General features: G+C 73.3%; 16 protein-coding genes. 8 read left to right on the top strand and 8 right to left on the bottom strand.

Annotated features, from left to right (window positions below):
- The 3 genes from E4099_RS15100 to E4099_RS15090 all read right to left on the bottom strand — a co-directional run.
- Nucleotides 1-874, bottom strand: an 874-nt coding sequence (locus E4099_RS15100; protein ID WP_483414774.1) for a DeoR/GlpR family DNA-binding transcription regulator, incomplete at its 3' end; no start/stop codon positions are given.
- Between the two features lie 253 nt (nucleotides 875-1,127).
- Nucleotides 1,128-2,003 carry a sporulation protein gene (locus E4099_RS15095; protein ID WP_135339569.1) on the bottom strand — a complete coding sequence of 292 codons (876 nt, stop codon included), beginning with the start codon at nucleotides 2,001-2,003 and terminating at the stop codon, nucleotides 1,128-1,130.
- Nucleotides 2,004-2,163: 160 nt separating this feature from the next.
- Nucleotides 2,164-3,612 (bottom strand): NAD(P)H-quinone dehydrogenase, encoded by a 1,449-nt coding sequence (locus E4099_RS15090; protein ID WP_135339568.1) that lies wholly within the window; start codon nucleotides 3,610-3,612, stop codon nucleotides 2,164-2,166.
- Between the two features lie 143 nt (nucleotides 3,613-3,755).
- Here E4099_RS15090 and E4099_RS15085 point away from each other — a divergent pair, with 143 nt between their 5' ends.
- The 4 genes from E4099_RS15085 (at nucleotide 3,756) to E4099_RS15070 (ending at nucleotide 8,040) form a co-directional block, all read left to right on the top strand.
- Nucleotides 3,756-4,199, top strand: coding sequence for a gamma-glutamylcyclotransferase family protein (locus E4099_RS15085; protein ID WP_135339567.1), 444 nt, complete (start codon nucleotides 3,756-3,758; stop codon nucleotides 4,197-4,199).
- Between the two features lie 136 nt (nucleotides 4,200-4,335).
- Complete coding sequence (locus E4099_RS15080; RefSeq protein WP_135339566.1) at nucleotides 4,336-5,157, top strand: purine-nucleoside phosphorylase; 822 nt, start codon at nucleotides 4,336-4,338, stop codon at nucleotides 5,155-5,157.
- Nucleotides 5,158-5,830: 673 nt separating this feature from the next.
- Nucleotides 5,831-7,495: a phospho-sugar mutase gene (locus E4099_RS15075; RefSeq protein ID WP_135339565.1), complete on the top strand. Its 1,665-nt coding sequence runs from the start codon at nucleotides 5,831-5,833 to the stop codon at nucleotides 7,493-7,495.
- Between the two features lie 134 nt (nucleotides 7,496-7,629).
- Complete coding sequence (locus tag E4099_RS15070; RefSeq protein ID WP_135339564.1) at nucleotides 7,630-8,040, top strand: PPOX class F420-dependent oxidoreductase; 411 nt, start codon at nucleotides 7,630-7,632, stop codon at nucleotides 8,038-8,040.
- A gap of 85 nt (nucleotides 8,041-8,125) precedes the next feature.
- Here the strand turns inward: E4099_RS15070 and E4099_RS15065 are convergent, their stop codons facing one another.
- From E4099_RS15065 to E4099_RS15050, 4 genes are all read right to left on the bottom strand, one after another.
- Nucleotides 8,126-8,821 (bottom strand): PH domain-containing protein, encoded by a 696-nt coding sequence (locus E4099_RS15065; protein WP_135339563.1) that lies wholly within the window; start codon nucleotides 8,819-8,821, stop codon nucleotides 8,126-8,128.
- A gap of 348 nt (nucleotides 8,822-9,169) precedes the next feature.
- Nucleotides 9,170-9,454, bottom strand: coding sequence for a DUF1876 domain-containing protein (locus tag E4099_RS15060; RefSeq protein ID WP_135339562.1), 285 nt, complete (start codon nucleotides 9,452-9,454; stop codon nucleotides 9,170-9,172).
- 242 nt (nucleotides 9,455-9,696) lie between these two features.
- Complete coding sequence (locus E4099_RS15055) at nucleotides 9,697-10,476, bottom strand: SGNH/GDSL hydrolase family protein (RefSeq protein ID WP_135339561.1); 780 nt, start codon at nucleotides 10,474-10,476, stop codon at nucleotides 9,697-9,699.
- Nucleotides 10,469-11,041, bottom strand: a complete 573-nt coding sequence (locus E4099_RS15050; RefSeq protein ID WP_135339560.1) for a PadR family transcriptional regulator — start codon at nucleotides 11,039-11,041, stop codon at nucleotides 10,469-10,471. Before E4099_RS15050 ends, E4099_RS15055 begins: the two co-directional genes overlap by 8 nt.
- A 218-nt stretch (nucleotides 11,042-11,259) precedes the next feature.
- Between E4099_RS15050 and E4099_RS15045 the strand changes: the two genes are divergently transcribed.
- The 4 genes from E4099_RS15045 (at nucleotide 11,260) to E4099_RS15030 (ending at nucleotide 15,999) form a co-directional block, all read left to right on the top strand.
- On the top strand, nucleotides 11,260-12,861 hold the full coding sequence (locus E4099_RS15045) for a serine/threonine-protein kinase (RefSeq protein WP_135339559.1): 1,602 nt from the start codon (nucleotides 11,260-11,262) through the stop codon (nucleotides 12,859-12,861).
- A gap of 527 nt (nucleotides 12,862-13,388) precedes the next feature.
- Nucleotides 13,389-13,853: a MerR family transcriptional regulator gene (locus tag E4099_RS15040; protein ID WP_135339558.1), complete on the top strand. Its 465-nt coding sequence runs from the start codon at nucleotides 13,389-13,391 to the stop codon at nucleotides 13,851-13,853.
- An 8-nt stretch (nucleotides 13,854-13,861) separates the two neighbouring features.
- Complete coding sequence (locus E4099_RS15035; RefSeq protein ID WP_135339557.1) at nucleotides 13,862-14,905, top strand: aldo/keto reductase; 1,044 nt, start codon at nucleotides 13,862-13,864, stop codon at nucleotides 14,903-14,905.
- Nucleotides 14,906-15,186: 281 nt separating this feature from the next.
- Nucleotides 15,187-15,999, top strand: coding sequence for a thioesterase family protein (locus tag E4099_RS15030; protein ID WP_135339556.1), 813 nt, complete (start codon nucleotides 15,187-15,189; stop codon nucleotides 15,997-15,999).
- A 100-nt stretch (nucleotides 16,000-16,099) separates the two neighbouring features.
- Here E4099_RS15030 and E4099_RS15025 read toward each other — a convergent pair whose 3' ends face one another.
- A complete protein-coding gene (locus E4099_RS15025) occupies nucleotides 16,100-17,116 on the bottom strand; it encodes a hypothetical protein (protein ID WP_167828388.1) in 1,017 nt (338 codons plus the stop codon).
- Nucleotides 17,117-17,153: the final 37 nt, after the last annotated feature.

The following is a 17,153-nucleotide window of genomic DNA, read 5'->3' as shown; positions in this document are numbered from 1 at the left end:
CCTCCGCGCCCCGGCCACCGGGGTGCCCCGCGTGGGGGTGCTGGCCGGGGGCGTGCCGAGGCGCCGGGCGGGCGGCGGGCCCGGTCTCCGCGCCTGGCGGACCCCCGGCGGGGGCTCCGCCACCGGATCCCCCCGGGGCCACCGTGATCTGCACGCCCTGGTCGGCGAGGGCCTGGAGTTCCGCCTGGGCGCGGTCGTCGTGCCCCGGTGGCTCGTCGGTGACCAGTCGGGTGATCAGCTGGGTGGGCACCGTCTGGAACATGGTGTCGGTGCCCAGCTTGGTGTGGTCGGCCAGCACCACCACCTCGGAGGCGGCCTGGACCAGGGCCCGGTCCACGCTGGCGGAGAGCATGTTGGAGGTGGACAGCCCGCGCTCGGCGGTCAGCCCGCTGCCGGACAGGAAGGCGCGGGTGACCCGCAGCCCCTGGAGGGACTGCTCGGCCCCGCTGCCGACCAGGGCGTAGTTGGAGCCGCGCAGGGTGCCGCCGGTCATCACGACCTCCACGCGGTTGGCGTGCGCCAGTGCCTGGGCGACCAGCAGGGAGTTGGTGACCACGGTCAGCCCCGGGACCCGGGCGAGCCGGCGGGCCAGCTCCTGGGTGGTGGTCCCGGCGCCGACCACCACGGCCTCGCCCTCCTGGACGAGCCCGGCGGCGAGGTCGGCGATGGCCGTCTTCTCCGCGGTCGCTAGATGGGATTTCTGCGGGAAGCCGGACTCCCTGGTGAATCCGCCCGGCAGCACCGCACCGCCGTGCCGGCGGTCGAGTAGGCCCTCGGCCTCCAGTGCCCGCACATCCCGCCGTACGGTCACTTCGGAGGTCTGGACGACGCGGGCGAGCTCCCGGAGCGACACCGCTCCGTTGGCGCGCACCATTTCAAGGATCATTTGGCGACGTTCTGCAGCGAACACGGAACTGACAGTAACGCCAACGACCATCTGGTTTCAGCAGCTTGCAGCAAATAACGGAAGCTGATCGCTCCAGAGCACTTGAGCTGGTATAAGGACAGTCTTTGGGGTTCGGTTCACCACTGGCCGCATCAGGCGCCCCGGCCCCACCAGCCCCACCGGCCGCCCCGGGATCCCGGTGCCCGACGGACGGCCCCGGCCGGCCCGAGGTGGTTCCGTACTACGTGTCGATCCAGATCCGAGGGCTGCCCAGGTCGTACTCCACCCGTTCGATCCTGTCGTCCTCGCGCTTCTCGGGCAGGACCGCGACCTCCTTGATCCAGCCCCGCACCGCCGCCTCGAAGTCGAACCGGCCCACCTCGTGGTGCGCCGCCACATAGCGCAGGTAGGGCGGCTTCTCGCTCCAGATCGTCTGGAACAGGGCCGCCTTGCGGACGAAGATCTCGCAACCGACGGCGTTGGTGTGGAAGTTCACCTCCAGGTGCTCCGGGCGGTCCGGCCCGGTCACCGCCAGCGTGTCGACGAGGCGGAAGCTCTGCCGCAGGTACACATGGCGCTCGGTGCGCGGAATGGTGTCCGCGTCGATCTGGGCGGTGCCGTGGGAGTACCCCGCGGCCTCGAAGGCGTCGAGGACCGCCTCGTGGAGCGGTGTCGCGGCGATCCGCAGGGGGTCGCTGTCCGTACGCCCCTCGATCCCGCCGGCCTCCACGAAGGTGTACGCCCGCAGGCGCACCCCCTCAAGCGGCTTCCCCCGCACCTCGGACACCGGACTCTCCCAGTGGAGCCGGTACCGGAGGGGCACCCGCGTCTCCTGGCCCTTCCCGACGGTGAAGTGGCTGGTGACGCGGAAGTGCGCGATCGTGTCGCCCGACTCCGTGTCGACCGCGTTCCGCTTGCCGACGGCGGGCGAGGCGTTGGCGACGAGCTTCATGTCGACGCTCCGCACCGTCACGTCCCGATCGGGAGCGCGCAGCACGATCTCCCCGCGCAGCAACCCGCCCGGTCGCAGTGGCACGTCCGGTATGCCGGTGTCGACCTCCAGCGGGATCCCGCTCCCGCCGCTTCCCTTGCCGCCCAGCAGCCGCTTGAACACCATGCGCGCAGGCTAGCCGTTCACTCGGCGGAGTCCGAGGTTCCGCCGCATCCAGGCAGCTGGACGCCCTGACAGACCCCAACAGACACCGGGAGACCCCGGCAGACCCCGAGGAACCTCCGGCAGCCAGGCGCCGCCCGCCGAGCCGGCGGCGAGGGTGCCGCTACCCCTCGCCCTGGGACTTGCGGTTGTGCAGCTGCCGGGCGACCTCCGCGATGGAGCCGGACAGCGAGGGGTAGACGGTGAACGCGTTGGCGATCTGCTCCACCGTCAGGTTGTTGTCCACCGCGATGGAGATCGGGTGGATCAGCTCGCTGGCGCGCGGGGCGACCACCACACCGCCGACCACGATGCCGGTGCCCGGACGGCAGAAGATCTTCACGAAGCCGTCCCGGATGCCCTGCATCTTGGCGCGCGGGTTGCGCAGCAGCGGCAGCTTGACCACCCGGGCGTCGATCTTGCCGGCGTCCACGTCCGCCTGCGAGTAGCCGACGGTGGCGATCTCCGGGTCGGTGAACACGTTCGCCGAGACGGCCTTGAGGTTCAGCGGGGCCACCGCGTCGCCCAGGAAGTGGTACATGGCGATGCGGCCCTGCATGGCGGCCACCGAGGCCAGCGCCAGCACGCCGGTGCAGTCGCCCGCCGCGTACACGCCGGGGGCGCTGGTACGGGAGACCTTGTCGGTCCAGATGTGCCCGGAGTCCTTGAGCCGGACGCCCGCCTCCTCCAGGCCGATGCCCGCGGTGTTGGGGATGGAGCCGACGGCCATCAGGCAGTGGGTACCGGTGATGGTCCGCCCGTCCGCGAGCGTCACCTCCACCCGGTCGCCCACCCTCTTGGCGGCCTGCGCCCGGGAGCGCGCCATCACGTTCATCCCGCGCCGCCGGAAGACGTCCTCCAGTACCGCGGCGGCGTCCGGGTCCTCGCCCGGCAGCACCCGGTCCCGGCTGGAGACCAGGGTGACCCGGGAGCCCAGCGCCTGGTACGCGCCGGCGAACTCGGCACCGGTCACACCCGAGCCGACCACGATCAGCTCTTCGGGCAGCTCGTCGAGGTCGTAGACCTGGGTCCAGTTCAGGATGCGCTCGCCGTCCGGCAGCGCGTCCGGGATCTCCCGGGGGTGCGCGCCGGTGGAGATCAGCACCGCGTCGGCGGTCAGCGTCTCCTCGCCGCCGTCCGCGGTCCGCACGACGACCTGGCGGGAACCGTCCGGCGCCTGGCCGGGGGCGAGCCGGCCGTGGCCGCGCATCACCCGGCCGCCGGCGCGGGTGACCGAGGCGGTGATGTCATGCGACTGGGCGAGCGCCAACCGCTTCACCCGCCGGTTCACCTTGCCCAGGTCGACGCCGACCACCCGGGCCGCCTGCTCCAGCGGCGGGGTGTCATCGGCGACGATGATCCCCAACTCCTCGTATGAAGAGTCGAAGGTCGTCATGACCTCGGCGGTGGCGATCAACGTCTTCGACGGCACGCAGTCGGTGAGCACCGACGCCCCGCCCAGACCGTCGCGGTCGACGACGGTCACCTCCGCGCCGAGCTGGGCGGCCACCAGCGCCGCCTCATAGCCGCCGGGTCCGCCACCGATGATCACGATCCGAGTCACATGCTCCATTGTCCCGCACCCATCAACGCGACTCCGCTTGGGGCCCTGGGAGGGCGTTCTCCTCCCGGGTGTCCATCTGATTTTCGTACGAATCCCTCTATGAGACTGCCACCTCAAATGCCATTCCGCCGCACTCCCGTACCCTCGGAACCATGTCGCTCTACGCCGCGTACGCCGGCAACCTCGACGCGCGGCTGATGTCCCGCCGCGCCCCGCACTCCCCGCTGCGCGGCACCGGCTGGCTCACCGGCTGGCGGCTCACCTTCGGCGGCGAGCAGATGGGCTGGGAGGGCGCCCTGGCCACGGTCGTGGAAGACCTCGACCCCAGCGCCCAGGTCTTCGTCGCCCTCTACGACATCGCTCCCATGGACGAGGAGTCCATGGACCGCTGGGAGGGCGTGGGTCTCGGCATATACCGCCGGGTCCGGGTCCGGGTCCACACCCTGGACGGTGAGGAAACGGCCTGGCTCTACGTCCTCAACGGCTACGAGGGCGGCCTCCCCTCCGCGCGCTACCTCGGCGAGGTGGCCGACGCGGCGGAGTCCGCCGGCGCGCCCCACGACTACGTCATGGAGATCCGCAAGCGCCCCTGCTGACGCGGTCGCGACCCCGGTGCCCGGCATCCCGTTCCCGGCTCCTCCGCTGGACGGCCTTCGTACGGAATGCAACGATCCGGACATCGCCGACCTGTATGTCTACGCGCGTAGGCGATTTCCGGTTACCCTCGTGCGCGTGAACGCATCACTTACTTCGGACATCCAGGGCGACCCCTACGCCGCCGCCGACGCCGCCGCCGCGCGACTGCGTGAGCTCACCGGTGCCGAGACCCACGACGTGGCCCTTGTCATGGGCTCCGGCTGGGTCCCCGCCACGGACGCTCTCGGCACGCCGGAGCACGAGTTCCCGGTCACGGAGCTGCCCGGCTTCCCGCTGCCGGCCGTCGCCGGCCACGCGGGCACGGTCCGCTCGTACAAGATCAACAACAAGCGGGCGCTGGTCTTCCTCGGCCGCACCCACTACTACGAGGGGCGTGGCGTCGCCGCCGTGGCGCACGGTGTCCGCACCGCCGCGGCCGCGGGCTGCCGGACCGTGATCCTCACCAATGGCTGCGGTGGCCTGCGCGAGGGCATGCGCCCCGGCCAGCCGGTGCTGATCAGCGACCACATCAACTTCACCGCCACCTCCCCCATCGTGGGCGCCAACTTCGTCGACCTGACGGACCTGTACTCGCCGCGGCTGCGCGCGCTGTGCAAGGAGGTGGACCCGTCGCTGGAGGAGGGCGTCTACCTCCAGTTCCCCGGCCCGCACTACGAGACCCCGGCCGAGATCCACATGGCCCGCACCCTCGGCGCGGACCTGGTCGGCATGTCCACCACGCTGGAGGCCATCGCGGCCCGCGAGGCGGGCGCCGAGGTGCTCGGCATCTCCCTGGTCACCAACCTGGCCGCGGGCATGACCGGCGAACCGCTCAGCCACCAGGAGGTCCTCCAGGCCGGGCGCGACTCCGCCGCCCGGATGGGGAGCCTCCTGGCGAAGGTCCTGGAACGCATCTGAGGCGCCCTCGACTGCCCGCAGGGGACGCCGTGGGTGCCGTATGTGTGCCGTGCGGGTGCCCTGCGGGTGCCGGTGCCGAGCGCCGGCCGCCTGAGCCGGCGGGCGGCCGGCCGGCGATACGGCCGTACGGCCGCCGCGAGGCTGGGGCTCGGCCCGTCACCGCAGGGCCCCGGTCGTCGCCGGCAGGGGCCCTGGTCCCCATACGGCCAAGGGCCCGATCCGGACGGCCGGGGGGCTGATCCCGATGGCCAGGGTCTGGCCCGTACGCCCCAAGGCCGGCCCACACGGTCATGGGCTCGGCCCGCGCGTCGCGACCTCGGCGCGTCCGTCGTGCCCCAGGGCCGCACGCCGTGGACTCGGTCCGCGCGGCCGGGCTCCGGGCCATGCCTCGCGGTCCCTGGGGCCGTTCGGGGCAAGTCGCCGGTCCGGTGGGTGCCGCTCAGACCCTGGTCCGCGCGGCCGGGCTCCGGCCGGCCCCTCGCGGGCCGCCCCGGTCCGTACGATCATGACACTGGTCCGTCCGGTCCCCCCGTCCGTACGGCCGTGACCCCGGCGACCCAGCACGTCCGAGGCCCCGGCCGCGCGCCGGGAGTCCGCGCCCTCCGGCCGACCCCGGAGGGCACCCGCACCACCCCCGGCCATTCCCCGGGGGACACCCTCCGGAGGAGCCCTCGTGGAGCCCGCACTCATCGTCCACGCCCGCGCCTGGCTGGCCGAGGATCCCGACCCCGACACCCGCGACGAGCTGGCCAAGCTGCTCGACGCCGGGGACACCGAGGGGGTCGCCGCCCGTTTCGCGGGCACCCTCCAGTTCGGCACCGCCGGGCTGCGCGGGGAGCTCGGGGCCGGGCCGATGCGGATGAACCGCGCCGTGGTGATCCGCGCCGCCGCCGGCCTGGCCGCGTACCTGAACGGCAAGGGCCACACCGGCGGCCTGGTCGTGATCGGCTACGACGCCCGCCACAAGAGCGCCGACTTCGCCCGGGACACCGCCGCGGTGATGGTCGGCGCCGGGCTGCGCGCGGCCCTGCTGCCGGGCCCGCTGCCCACCCCCGTGCTGGCCTTCGCCATCCGGCACCTGGGCGCGGTGGCCGGGGTGGAGGTCACCGCCAGCCACAACCCGCCGCGCGACAACGGCTACAAGGTCTACCTGGGCGACGGCTCGCAGATCGTGCCGCCGGCCGACGGCGAGATCGCGGCCGAGATCGCCGGCATCGCCGCGCTGGCCGACGTACCGCGGCCCGACGCGGGCTGGGAGACGCTGGGCGACGAGGTGGTCGAGGCCTACCTGGCCCGTACCGACGCGGTGCTCGACCCGGAGTCGCCCCGGGAGGTGCGGGTCGTCTACACCCCGATGCACGGGGTGGGCCGCACCACGCTGACCGCCGCGTTCCGGCGAGCCGGCTTCCCGGACCCGGTCGTGGTCGCCGCGCAGGCCGACCCCGACCCCGACTTCCCGACCGTCGCCTTCCCCAACCCGGAGGAGCCCGGGGCGATGGACCTGGCCTTCGCCACCGCGCGCGAGGCGGCCCCCGACATCGTCATCGCCAACGACCCGGACGCGGACCGCTGCGCCGTGGCCGTCCCGGACGCCTCGGCCGACTCCGGCTGGCGGATGCTGCGCGGCGACGAGGTTGGTGCGCTGCTCGCCGCCCATCTGGTGCGCAAGGGCGCCCGCGGCACGCTGGCCACCACCATCGTCTCCTCCTCGCTGCTGTCCCGGATCGCGGAGGTCGGCCGGCTGCCGTACCAGGAGACGCTGACCGGCTTCAAGTGGCTGGCCCGGGCCGAGGGCCTGCGCTTCGCCTACGAGGAGGCGCTGGGCTACTGCGTGGACCCGGCCGGCGTCCGCGACAAGGACGGCATCACCGCCGCGCTGCTCGTCGCCGAGCTGGCCGCCACCCTCAAGGCCGAGGGCCGCACCCTGGGTGACCTGCTGGACGACCTGGCGGTGAAGTACGGGCTGCACGCCACCGACCAGCTCTCGGCCCGGGTCGAGGACCTGTCGCTGATCGCGGACGCCATGCGCCGGCTGCGCGAGCAGCCGCCGACCCGGCTCGCCGGCCTCGACGTGGTGTCCGCCGAGGACCTCAGCGAGGGCAGCGAGGAGCTGCCGCCCACCGACGGCCTGCGCTACCGGCTGGCGGGCACCGGCGTCGAAGCGGTACGGAACGCCCGGGTCGTGGTCCGGCCCAGCGGCACCGAACCGAAGATCAAGTGCTATCTGGAGGTCGTGGTCGAGGTTCCCACCCCGCGGGACCTGAGCGCCGCGCGAGGTACCGCGGCCAGGGTGCTCGCCGCGCTGAAGACCGACCTGGCGGCGGCCGCCGGCATCTGACCCGGTACGCCCCCGAGGACCGCCCTGCCCCGCCCGGGGCAGGGCGGTCCCGTACACCGAGCGAGGTCCCAACCCTCCCGTTCGGCCCGGCGGTTCACCGGTCCGCGGGCCCTGGATGATCTAGCATCCGCCCCATGACCAGCCTGCTGAGCAACTCCCTGCGCGCCCTGCTGGACGCGCCGACGCCCGCCGTACTGGCCACCATCAACCCGGACGGAAGCCCGCAGTCCTCGGTCGTCTGGGTCGGCCTGGACGGCGACGACCTGCTGATATCCACCTCCCAGGGCCGCCGCAAGGAGCGCAATCTGCTCCGCGACCCGCGGGCCAGCCTGACCCTCTACGACCCCGCCAACCCCAACCGGTACGCGGAGGTGCGCGGCGAGGCCACCGTCACCGAGGACATCGGGCGGGAGCTGGCGGTCGCCCTCGCCGAGAAGTACGAAGGCCCCGGCGCGGGCCAGGAGTACCTGGACCTGCCGCCGGAACAGGTGCGCATGGTCCTGCGCATCACGCCGCGCCGGGTGACGGGCAACCTGAGGGACTGACCCCCGGCGGGCCGGTCGCCCCTCGCGTACCGGCCCCGGCTCCCCTCGCACCGCCCGCCGCCGACGACCACGCGGCCCGCCGGCGTCAGCCGATGGCGAGCAGCACCAGCAGCAGCACCGCGCCGGCCAGCGCCGGGGCGAGGACCTCGATGGCCCAGCGCACCTCGGGCTCACCCTTGGCGCCGGGGCGGTCGGCGTTGCGCTCGGCCAGTTCGCGCAGGTCCATCACGGTCCGGTCGGCGGCGGCGCGTACGGCCTGGTCGATGTCCACCCCGCTGTGGGCCTTGGTCTGGCCGGACAGGTCCCCCGCCGCGGCCTGCGCCTGTCGCCGGGTCGCCCGCTTGCGCTGCCGCAGCGACACCGGGACGGCCCACATCTGGTACTTGCTGCCGCCGGCCAGGACCTCGCTGCTGTACCCGGCCCGTACGCCCTCGACCGAGGCCCAGGGCAGGGTGACGGTACGGAACGGATTGCGCACCTTCAGCCGGTCGGCGCCGGCGAACACGGCCGGGCGGATGGTGAAGGCGACCACCAGCGGCACCACCAGCACCAGGCCGGCCAGCGCCAGCCACGGGGTCTGGTCCTCTCCGTTCACCATCGCGTCGACACCCAGCCAGGCCGCCAGCACCAGCAGCAGCACCCCGCCGGCGATACCGCTGGGGGAACGGAAGACGCGGTCCGGGTAGGCGGGCTCGCCGGCGGTCCCTGTCGGGGCGGCGGGCTGGTGCGCGTCGTGCGTCTCACGCTTCTCGTCGGAGGCGTCGTCGTCCGGGCTCGTCATGGGGCCGATTCTGCCTGACCGCCCAGGCCACTGACGTTGCAGTACGGCATCGACTGCGCGCCGCGCCCCGGTCCGGGGAGGTTGGGCGCAGCCTTGTGCCGCCCCCTGGGGGTAGGCGCGCGTACCGGCCCCTGGGTGTAAGCGCGGCCCGTACCGGCCCCTGGGCGGACGCCCGGGGCGGGAGACGGCCTCGGACGGCGGACCCGGTGAGCCACCGGCCCCGTGCCGCCGTGCACCCGCCCGCCGCCGGGCAGCGGTGCCGGGCGAGGCGCGGACCGGGCACGGCCGGGGCGCGGAGGCGCGGACCGGGCGCGGCTGAGGCTCGGGCGGGCCCCGGCGCCCGTTACCTCAGCCGGTCAGCGGGTACGAGGTCCGGCCGGATGCCTCGTCGATCTCGTCGTGGGCCTTGTTCAGCAACTTGCTCGCCATCTCGTTGAGCGCCCTGGCCCCGGCGATCTCCTCACCGACCCGTGGCTGATTGTCATCGGCGGGTGCTCTGCTGGCGGTCCCGTGGGACCGCACCTCGGTCCCGTCCGCCAGCCGTACCAGGGCAGCGGCCTTGGTGTGCTTGGTGTCCTCGTCGAATTCCAACTCGACATGCCATCCCGTGGTGCTCTGGCTGCTCTTCGTCATGACGGTTCACCTCCGGCAGCAGCGACTGCTGCTACCAGCGTGCCTCCACTCGCGGGCACCCGCACGGTGTGGCCGGGGCGGCCGAGCCAGGCCCCGGACGGCCGCGACGCGCGGAATCAGGTCGCACGCATGCCGCACGGCCGCACGCACGCCGGGCCCCCGGCGCACCCGCACCCGGACGCCGCCCACCGCTCCCTCAGCCGCCCACCCCCCGCCGCGCTGCCAGCTCACGAGGCCGCCCCTCACCGTACGGGCAGCAGCTCGGGGCGTTTCGCCGTGCGGCCGTCGCCGGACGAGCGTCCGCGCAGCCGTCGCCCCAGCCAGGGGCCGAGGAAACCGGCGGCCCAGCGCAGCTCCCCGGCGGCGGCCCGCCACCCTGTCGGGAAGGGACGGCCGGGCGGGGGCAGCGGCCGGGTCCAGCTGTCGTCGCTGCCCGGCAGGGCCAGCGCATGGGCGAGGGCGGCGGCGATCCGCTGGTGGCCGAGGGGGCTGGCGTGCAGCCGGTCCGGGCTCCACAGCCGGGGGTCGACGACCACCGGATGGTGGCTGGTGTCGGCCAGCGCCACCCCGTGCCGGCGGGCGGCCTGCCGTATGCGGTGGTTGAGGGCGATGGCCCGGCCGCTGATCGGGCGGGCGATCGGGGTCATGCGCCCCGGGTCGGGGAAGGTGAGGGTGGCGACCCGGGCGCCCTGGGCGGTCAGCGCGGCGAACATCGCCTCCAGGTGCCCGGCCACCTCGTCCGCGTCGAAGCCGGGCCGGAGCAGGTCGTTGACCCCGGCGACCACGGTGACCAGGTCGGGCTTGAGCTTCAGGGCGGGGGCGAGCTGCTCGGCACGGACCTGCCCGGCGAGCCGGCCGCGTACCGCCAGGTTGGCGTAGCGCAGGCCCGGGCTGTGCGGGGCGAGGTGTTCGGCGAGCCGGTCGGCGAAGCCGCGCAGCCCGGTGGCGTCATCGCCGTCCCCGAGCCCCTCGGTCTGGCTGTCGCCCAGCGCGACGTACCGCAGATACGACTGGTCAGGCATGGTTGTCACGGTCCGCCTGCCGCTGCGTCAGCACGGCGATCGCCCGCTCGCACCACTCGAGGTTGCCCTGCTCGAAGGCGAGGCCGCGCAGCCCGGTCAGATACGGGCCGACCCGCTCGCCGCGGCGCAGGAACTCCTCCTCGGTCCGATCGCCGCGCAGTGTCCGCAGCAGCTCCCCGATCAGCTCGATCTTGTCCCGGGCGGATTCCACGCGCTCGGCGAGCAGGACGATCAGGATGTCGCTGTCGACGTGGTCGGCGGAGTACACCTTGACCAGGAGGTCGTCACGGATGACCGAGGGCTTGGCGACCGCCGCCGTGAAGTACTCCAGCTCCGCCCGGCCGGCGTCGGTGACCGTGAACACGCGCTTGTTCGGCCGGCTCTCCTGCACCACCTCGCGCCCGGAGATCAGCCCGTCCTTCTCCAGCCGGGTCAGCTCCACGTACAGCTGCTGGGGCTGGGCGTGCCAGAAGTTCGCCACCCCCAGACGGAAGGACTTGGCCAGCTGGTATCCGCTGAGCTCCTCGTCCAGCAGCGCCGCCAGTACGGCGTGGCGCAGTGCCATGACGCACCCCCCTCTTCCGGTTCTTCCGGTTCTTCCCGTCAGCCGGGATCCCGCTCCCACCCAGGCGCGGGCACAGGCCGACCCCTACCCTACTCATCGATGTGACTATTCATATCCATGAGTAGGGAGAGAGGGGAGCCCGCCCGCCCCCGGAGCCCGCGGTGCCACGGCTTAGGGTGCTGCTCTGGATCATCGGACAAGAGTTCGGGGGAGGGCCGATGCAGAACGCGGCCGAGGTGTTCCAGCCACTCCAGGCGGACGATCCGCGCAGGGTGGCCGGTTACCGAGTGGCGGCCCGGCTCGGCGCGGGTGGCATGGGGCGGGTCTACCTCTCGCACACCCAGGGCGGCCGACCGGTGGCGATCAAGGTGGTACGGCCGGAGCTGGCCGACGATCCGGCCTTCCGGCGGAGGTTCAGCAGGGAGATCAAGGCGGCCCAGCGGGTCCGGGGCGCGTACACCGCCGAGCTGATCGACGCCGACGCGGACGGCACACCCCCCTGGCTGGCCACGCTGTACGTGCCCGGGCCCTCGCTGACGGAGGCCGTGGCCCGGGGCGGACCGCTGCCGGTGCCGGCGGTGCTCTGGCTGATGGCGGGGGTGGCCGAGGCGCTCCAGGTCATCCACGGAGCGGGAATCGTGCACCGGGACCTGAAGCCGTCGAACGTGCTGCTGGCGGCCGACGGGCCACGTGTCATCGACTTCGGTATCTCGCTGGCCTCCGGCATCAGCTCCCACACGGCCAGCGGCACCACCATCGGCACCCCTCACTACATGGCCCCCGAGCAGGCGTCCGCGGGTGAGGTCACGGCGGCCACCGATGTCTTCGCGCTCGGCCAGACGGCGGCGTTCGCGGCGCTGGGCCATCCGCTGTACGGGGACGGGCCCGCGGTCAGCGTGCTGTACCGGATCGTGCACTCCGCGCCCGACCTGTCCCCGCTGCCCGAGCAGCTCCGTCCGCTGATCGGCCGGTGCCTGTCCGCGGACCCGGAGGAGCGGGCCACCCCGGCGCAGATCGTCGAGTGGTGCCGGGAGCAGCTGGGCTCGGACGTCGAGGCGGGCGGGGGGCCGGAGGTCTGGCAGGAGGTCACCGGACCGGAGGTGCCGGCTCCGCCTCCCGTCGTCGAGCCCGCCCCGCTCCACACGCTGGCCTTCTCCACCCGGCTGCAGCCCGCGGCGCCGGACGAGCGGCGGACCCGCCGGCGCCGCGCCGCGCTGATCACGACCGCGGCCGTGCTGGCGCTCGCCCTGGTGTTGGGCCTGGCCTGGCTGCTCATGGACCAGTCGCCCGGCGACCGGGATGCGGCCACGTCCGGGAAGACGGGCTCCGCGGCGTCCTCAGGGGCCACGCCGGCCTCGGGGGCGTCCGCGCCGACCGCGGGAGCGGACGGCCGAAGACCAGCGACCTCTGAGTCCACCCCGACCGCGCCCGCGACGCCGAAGCCCACCCCGTACGCCTTCCAGTGGCTGGACGAGAAGAACTCGGTGAGCGTCAGGGAGCCGGTCCAGCACAAGGACCGCACGGGCGACATCCGTCTGGCCTGCTCCAAGACCAGCTGCGCCCTGGAGAGCGACACCAGCAAGATCGCCATGCGCTGGGGCAAGCCGGGAGCCGGCCTCGACGAGTGCCGCATCGCCCTCAGCGGTGACAACACCGGTCGCAGCCTCCCGCTGGCCGCCGCGGCGGCCGGCACCGAGATCTGCGTCGAGCACCCCTCGGGAGACATCGCGCTGCTGGTGATCCAGGTGAAGGCGACCGCGCTGCCGGGCAGCGGGAACAACTTCCTGACCGCGGACATGACGGTCTGGCGGCACCGGTGACTCCAGCGGCGACCGATCGCCGCCGGAGTACGGGCACCGCGGCGCGGCCTGGTCCGCTACGGGACCACCGCCCACGCCCCGAGGCTCGACGCGGCACGGGATCGGCCCTCGCGAACCGAGGCGGCCTCCCCCGCGGCCAAGGCACGACAGATACGGCATCGCGCCCGGGCCACCGGGCCGTTCACCAGGTCACCAGCCGCGCAACTCGCCGAACCAGCGCACGATCGCCGAGGTGGCCGCGACATTCGACCCCCAGATGACGGGAGGCGTGGTAGTCGACGGCGCCGAGGTCGACGACCGGGATCCTCCAAGGACGTTTCGCGGAAGGCGAGTTCTGCCTCGTCCGCCGTGAGCCGCCGCGCACTGGCGCACACCCCCGGGCCCTCCTGGCTCCAGCCCCGTCCGTGCCGCGGCCCCGGGCGGCCACCGCCGTGCGCCGTTGCGCGGGGTTCGCGGCGGGCGCGGTCGGGTGTGCCGCAGGCCGCACGCTTGCTTCAAGTGCACTCGAGGGTTCTAGCGTTGCGGGCATGACGGTGATCGACAGCACCCCCGCGAACCCCCGGCCCGTGGACGTCTGCGTGACCGCCTCGCCGGACTACCCGCGGCCCGACGGACAGGACCGCTACACCATCAGCGAGGTCGCGGCGTTCACCGGGCTCAGGGCCCACACCCTGCGCTGGTACGAGCAGATCGGCCTGATGCCGCGGGTGGAGCGGTCGCACGCCGGTCAGCGCCGGTTCGACAACCGGGACCTGGACTGGCTCGGCTTCGTACGCAAGCTGAGGCTGACCGGGATGCCGATCGCCGACATGGTGCGCTTCGCCGACCTGGTCCGCCAGGGCGAGGCCACCTTCGGCGAACGGCGGGAGATCCTGGAGCGGACCCGGCACGAGGTCCTCACGCGCATCGCGGAGCTGCGGGACACCCTGGACGCACTCGAATGCAAGATCGACTTCTACGCGGGCGCCGAACGGGCGCCGGAAGGGGCCTGAGCGCCATCATGAGCAGTGCCATCGAGCGGATCGACAAGGTCGAGTTGGGCAAGGGCGGCCCGCTGGTCGGCGTCCAGGGCTTCGGCGCCATGGGCATCAGCGCCGCCTACGGGCAGACCGATGCCGCGGCGGCCCGCGACACCCTGGAGGCCACCGTCGAGGCGGGCGTCACCCTCATCGACACCGCCGACATGTACGGCGTCGGCGCCAACGAGGAGTTCCTGGCGCCGTTCGTCGCCGCGCACCGCGACGAGATCACCCTGGCCACCAAGTTCGGCATCGAGTACCGCGCCGACGACCCGGGCTACCGGGCCATCCGCAACGACCCCGCCTACATCAGGAAGGCCGTGGAGGCGAGCCTGCGCCGCCTGGACGTCGAGGTCATCGACCTCTACTACATGCACCGCCGCGACCCCGCCGTCCCGCTCGCCGAGTCCGTCGGCGCCATGGCCGAACTGGTACGGGCGGGCAAGGTCAAGCACCTCGGCCTGAGCGAGGTCACCGGTGCCGAGCTGCGGGAGGCGCACGCCGTGCACCCGATCACCGCCCTCCAGACGGAGTGGTCGGTCTTCAGCCGGGACGTGGAGCGCAGCGCGGTGGGCGCCGCCGCCGAGCTCGGGGTCGCCTTCGTGCCGTACTCACCGCTCGGCAGGGGCCTGCTGACCGGTACCTTCACCGGCGCGGCCAAGGACCTCTCCAGCGATGACTTCCGCACCCTGCTGCCCCGCTTCACCGGCGACAACGCCAGGGCGAACGCCGCCCTCCTGGCGCCGCTGGCCGAGATCGGCGCGGCCCGGGGCGCCACCACGGCGCAGATCGCCCTGGCCTGGGTGCAGCAGCGGGCCCAGGTGCACGGTCTGACCGTGGTGCCGATCCCCGGGACCCGCAGCCGCGGCCGCCTGCTGGAGAACGCCGCGGCCACCCGGATCACGCTGACCGCCGAGGAGCTGGCACTGCTGGAGCCGCTCGCCGAGCAGGTGGCGGGCGAACGCTACGCGGACATGTCCCTCACCTCCGCGGCCCGCGAGACCGGGACCCACGCGTCGGAGTGACCCCGGGGCGACGGCCGGCGCGGGGGGCTTTGAGGCAGCGGCCGGCGCGGGGCCTTGGAGCGGCGACCGGCACGAGGGCGAGGGCGAGGGGCGGACCGTCGGGAGCCGCCCCGGGACGTGGCCGCACACCGCGCCTGCCGCACGTCCGCCGCCCGCTGTGGCATGCGTCACCGCCGGGGCCAACGGACCGTCCAGCCCTCTACCATCCTGATCAAAAGGATGGCATCACCATCTATCGGGTCCCTTCGAACGCCTGTGATCAGCTTGAGGAGTTGTGCCCCTTGACTACCCCCTCCGCCGCGCCGGACAGCTACTACCAGCGTGTGGGCGAGCACCGCTACAAGCCGACGGCCCATGCGGGGGGCGCCTGGAGCACCGACGAGCAGCACGTCAGCCCGCTCGCCGGACTGGTCGTCCACGAGATCGACCGGTATCTGGCGGCGAGCGAGCAGCCCGCGAAGGGGCTGGCGCTGACCCGGATCAGCTACGACATCCTCGGCCGCATCGCGCTCGAGGAGTGCGAGATCACGGTGGAGACCATCCGCCCCGGCCGCACGATCGAGCTGCTGGAGGCCGTGGTCCACATCGGCGGCCGATCGGTGGTCCGGGCCCGGGCCTGGCTCCTGGCGACCCTGGACACCAGCGCGGTCGCCGACACGCCCCAGGAACGGATCGCCCCGCCCGAGGAGTTCACCCCCTGGCAGATGGGCGACGTCTGGGACGGCGGCTACATCTCCTCCATCGACATCCGCCGGGGCGCACCCGCCTCGCCGGGCCGCGGCACCGTCTGGCTCTCCAGCCGCGTCGATCTGGTCTCGGGTGAGCCCAGCAGCCCGCTGGCGTCCTACATCGGCCTGGTGGACACCGCCAACGGCATCGCCGTGCAGCGCTCGCCCAAGGAGTGGATGTTCCCGAACATGGATCTCACCATCCACCTCCACCGCCGGCCGGAGGGCCGCTGGGCCGGGCTGGACACCACCGTGAGTTTCGGCCCCACCGGACACGGCCTGACCAGCACCGTCCTGCACGATTCCGTCGGTCCGGTGGGCCATGCCCTGCAGACCCTGACCGTCCGTCCGCTCACCGAGGGCTGACCCGGCGGACGGCGGCACCCCGTCCCCCCGGCCGATGCCGGACGGGGAGACGGGGTGCTCGCCCGCTACCGGTGCCGACGCACCCGGGGCCTCGTCACCGTCACTGGTAGCTGTTGGTGGCGATGCGCGCCTTGTACGTCACCCCGCCCTTGTCCAGGTTGCGGGTGGCACCGGGCGACTCGAAGTGCACCGCGGGGCCGCCGAAGGCGCTGTCGACACCGTCCGGCACCCCGGCCCACATGTACTGCCCGGAGGCGTGGCGGGCGATCGACTTCACGTGGCGCTTGTTGCCCAGGGCGCCGGGCAGCGCCTGGACCTTCAACGTCCGCTTGTCCAGCGCGTAGACGTGGTTGGAGTCGGTCAGCAGCAGCCGGTGCTTGTCGGTGTAGTCGGGCTGGATGTCGTGGCCGTTGCCGCCGATCCGGATGCGGTGTGCCGCGTCGACCTCCTCCAACCGCATTCCGCGGTAGGTGCCCTTGACCCGGTACCGCCGCACCTCCGTGCGCCCGATGGCCCACAGCAGCTCGTACTGCGGGTCCCACAGCACCCCGTGCGCCTCCTGGAGGGGGTAGGAACCGATGTACCCGAGGGAGGCGATGTGCTTGTCCTTCGGGCCGTAGAGGTGGAGGCTGCCGTTGGGCCGCGGCTTGCCCTCGCCGGGCCGGGCCGTACCCGCCCCCGCCACGATCACCGCGCCGACGCCCGGCACCCGCTCGATGCTGTGCGGGTAGTTGGTCACCGCCGCGGACCACAGCAGCTTCTTGCTCTTCCTCTGGTAGATGCCGACCCGGCCCTTCGAGGGGCTGTCGCCCGCGGCCACCAGCACCAGGTCGCCGTCCGTGGAGATGTGCCGGCAGCGCGCCTCCAGGACGTCGCCCCAGCCCGGCCGCAGCTCCCACTTGACGTTGCGGCTGGTGAAGTCCGGTGCCGTGCTGTCGAACTCCATCACCCGGTCATTGCCCTTGTCCACCCGCGTCACCAGCACGCGGTACGAGGTCGCGGCGGCGTCGACCGTCTCCCCCAGCTCCTGCGCGTCCACCGATGCCTCGGCCGCCCCCACCGACGCCTCGGCCGCCTCTTCGGCCGGTGCGTCCTGCGCCGATTCCCGCTGTTCCATCAGCCGTCCCCCTCCGGTTCCGGGAACGCCCCTCCGG

This window comes from Streptomyces palmae (assembly GCF_004684805.1).
Taxonomy (GTDB): domain Bacteria; phylum Actinomycetota; class Actinomycetes; order Streptomycetales; family Streptomycetaceae; genus Streptomyces; species Streptomyces palmae.
This window is presented reverse-complemented; position numbering and strand designations above follow the sequence as displayed.

What these genes read in the sequence shown, in the direction of transcription:
- E4099_RS15025 (WP_167828388.1), bottom strand. Translation starts at nt 17,116, where the DNA reads ATGGAACAGCGGGAATCGGCGCAGGACGCACCGGCCGAAGAGGCGGCC.
- E4099_RS15060 (WP_135339562.1), bottom strand. Translation starts at nt 9,454, where the DNA reads ATGACGAAGAGCAGCCAGAGCACCACGGGATGGCATGTCGAGTTGGAA.
- E4099_RS15035 (WP_135339557.1), top strand. Translation starts at nt 13,862, where the DNA reads ATGAGCAGTGCCATCGAGCGGATCGACAAGGTCGAGTTGGGCAAGGGC.
- E4099_RS15095 (WP_135339569.1), bottom strand. Translation starts at nt 2,003, where the DNA reads ATGGTGTTCAAGCGGCTGCTGGGCGGCAAGGGAAGCGGCGGGAGCGGG.
- E4099_RS15040 (WP_135339558.1), top strand. Translation starts at nt 13,389, where the DNA reads ATGACGGTGATCGACAGCACCCCCGCGAACCCCCGGCCCGTGGACGTC.
- E4099_RS15050 (WP_135339560.1), bottom strand. Translation starts at nt 11,041, where the DNA reads ATGGCACTGCGCCACGCCGTACTGGCGGCGCTGCTGGACGAGGAGCTC.
- E4099_RS15065 (WP_135339563.1), bottom strand. Translation starts at nt 8,821, where the DNA reads ATGACGAGCCCGGACGACGACGCCTCCGACGAGAAGCGTGAGACGCAC.
- E4099_RS15090 (WP_135339568.1), bottom strand. Translation starts at nt 3,612, where the DNA reads ATGGAGCATGTGACTCGGATCGTGATCATCGGTGGCGGACCCGGCGGC.
- E4099_RS15085 (WP_135339567.1), top strand. Translation starts at nt 3,756, where the DNA reads ATGTCGCTCTACGCCGCGTACGCCGGCAACCTCGACGCGCGGCTGATG.
- E4099_RS15070 (WP_135339564.1), top strand. Translation starts at nt 7,630, where the DNA reads ATGACCAGCCTGCTGAGCAACTCCCTGCGCGCCCTGCTGGACGCGCCG.
- E4099_RS15045 (WP_135339559.1), top strand. Translation starts at nt 11,260, where the DNA reads ATGCAGAACGCGGCCGAGGTGTTCCAGCCACTCCAGGCGGACGATCCG.
- E4099_RS15055 (WP_135339561.1), bottom strand. Translation starts at nt 10,476, where the DNA reads ATGCCTGACCAGTCGTATCTGCGGTACGTCGCGCTGGGCGACAGCCAG.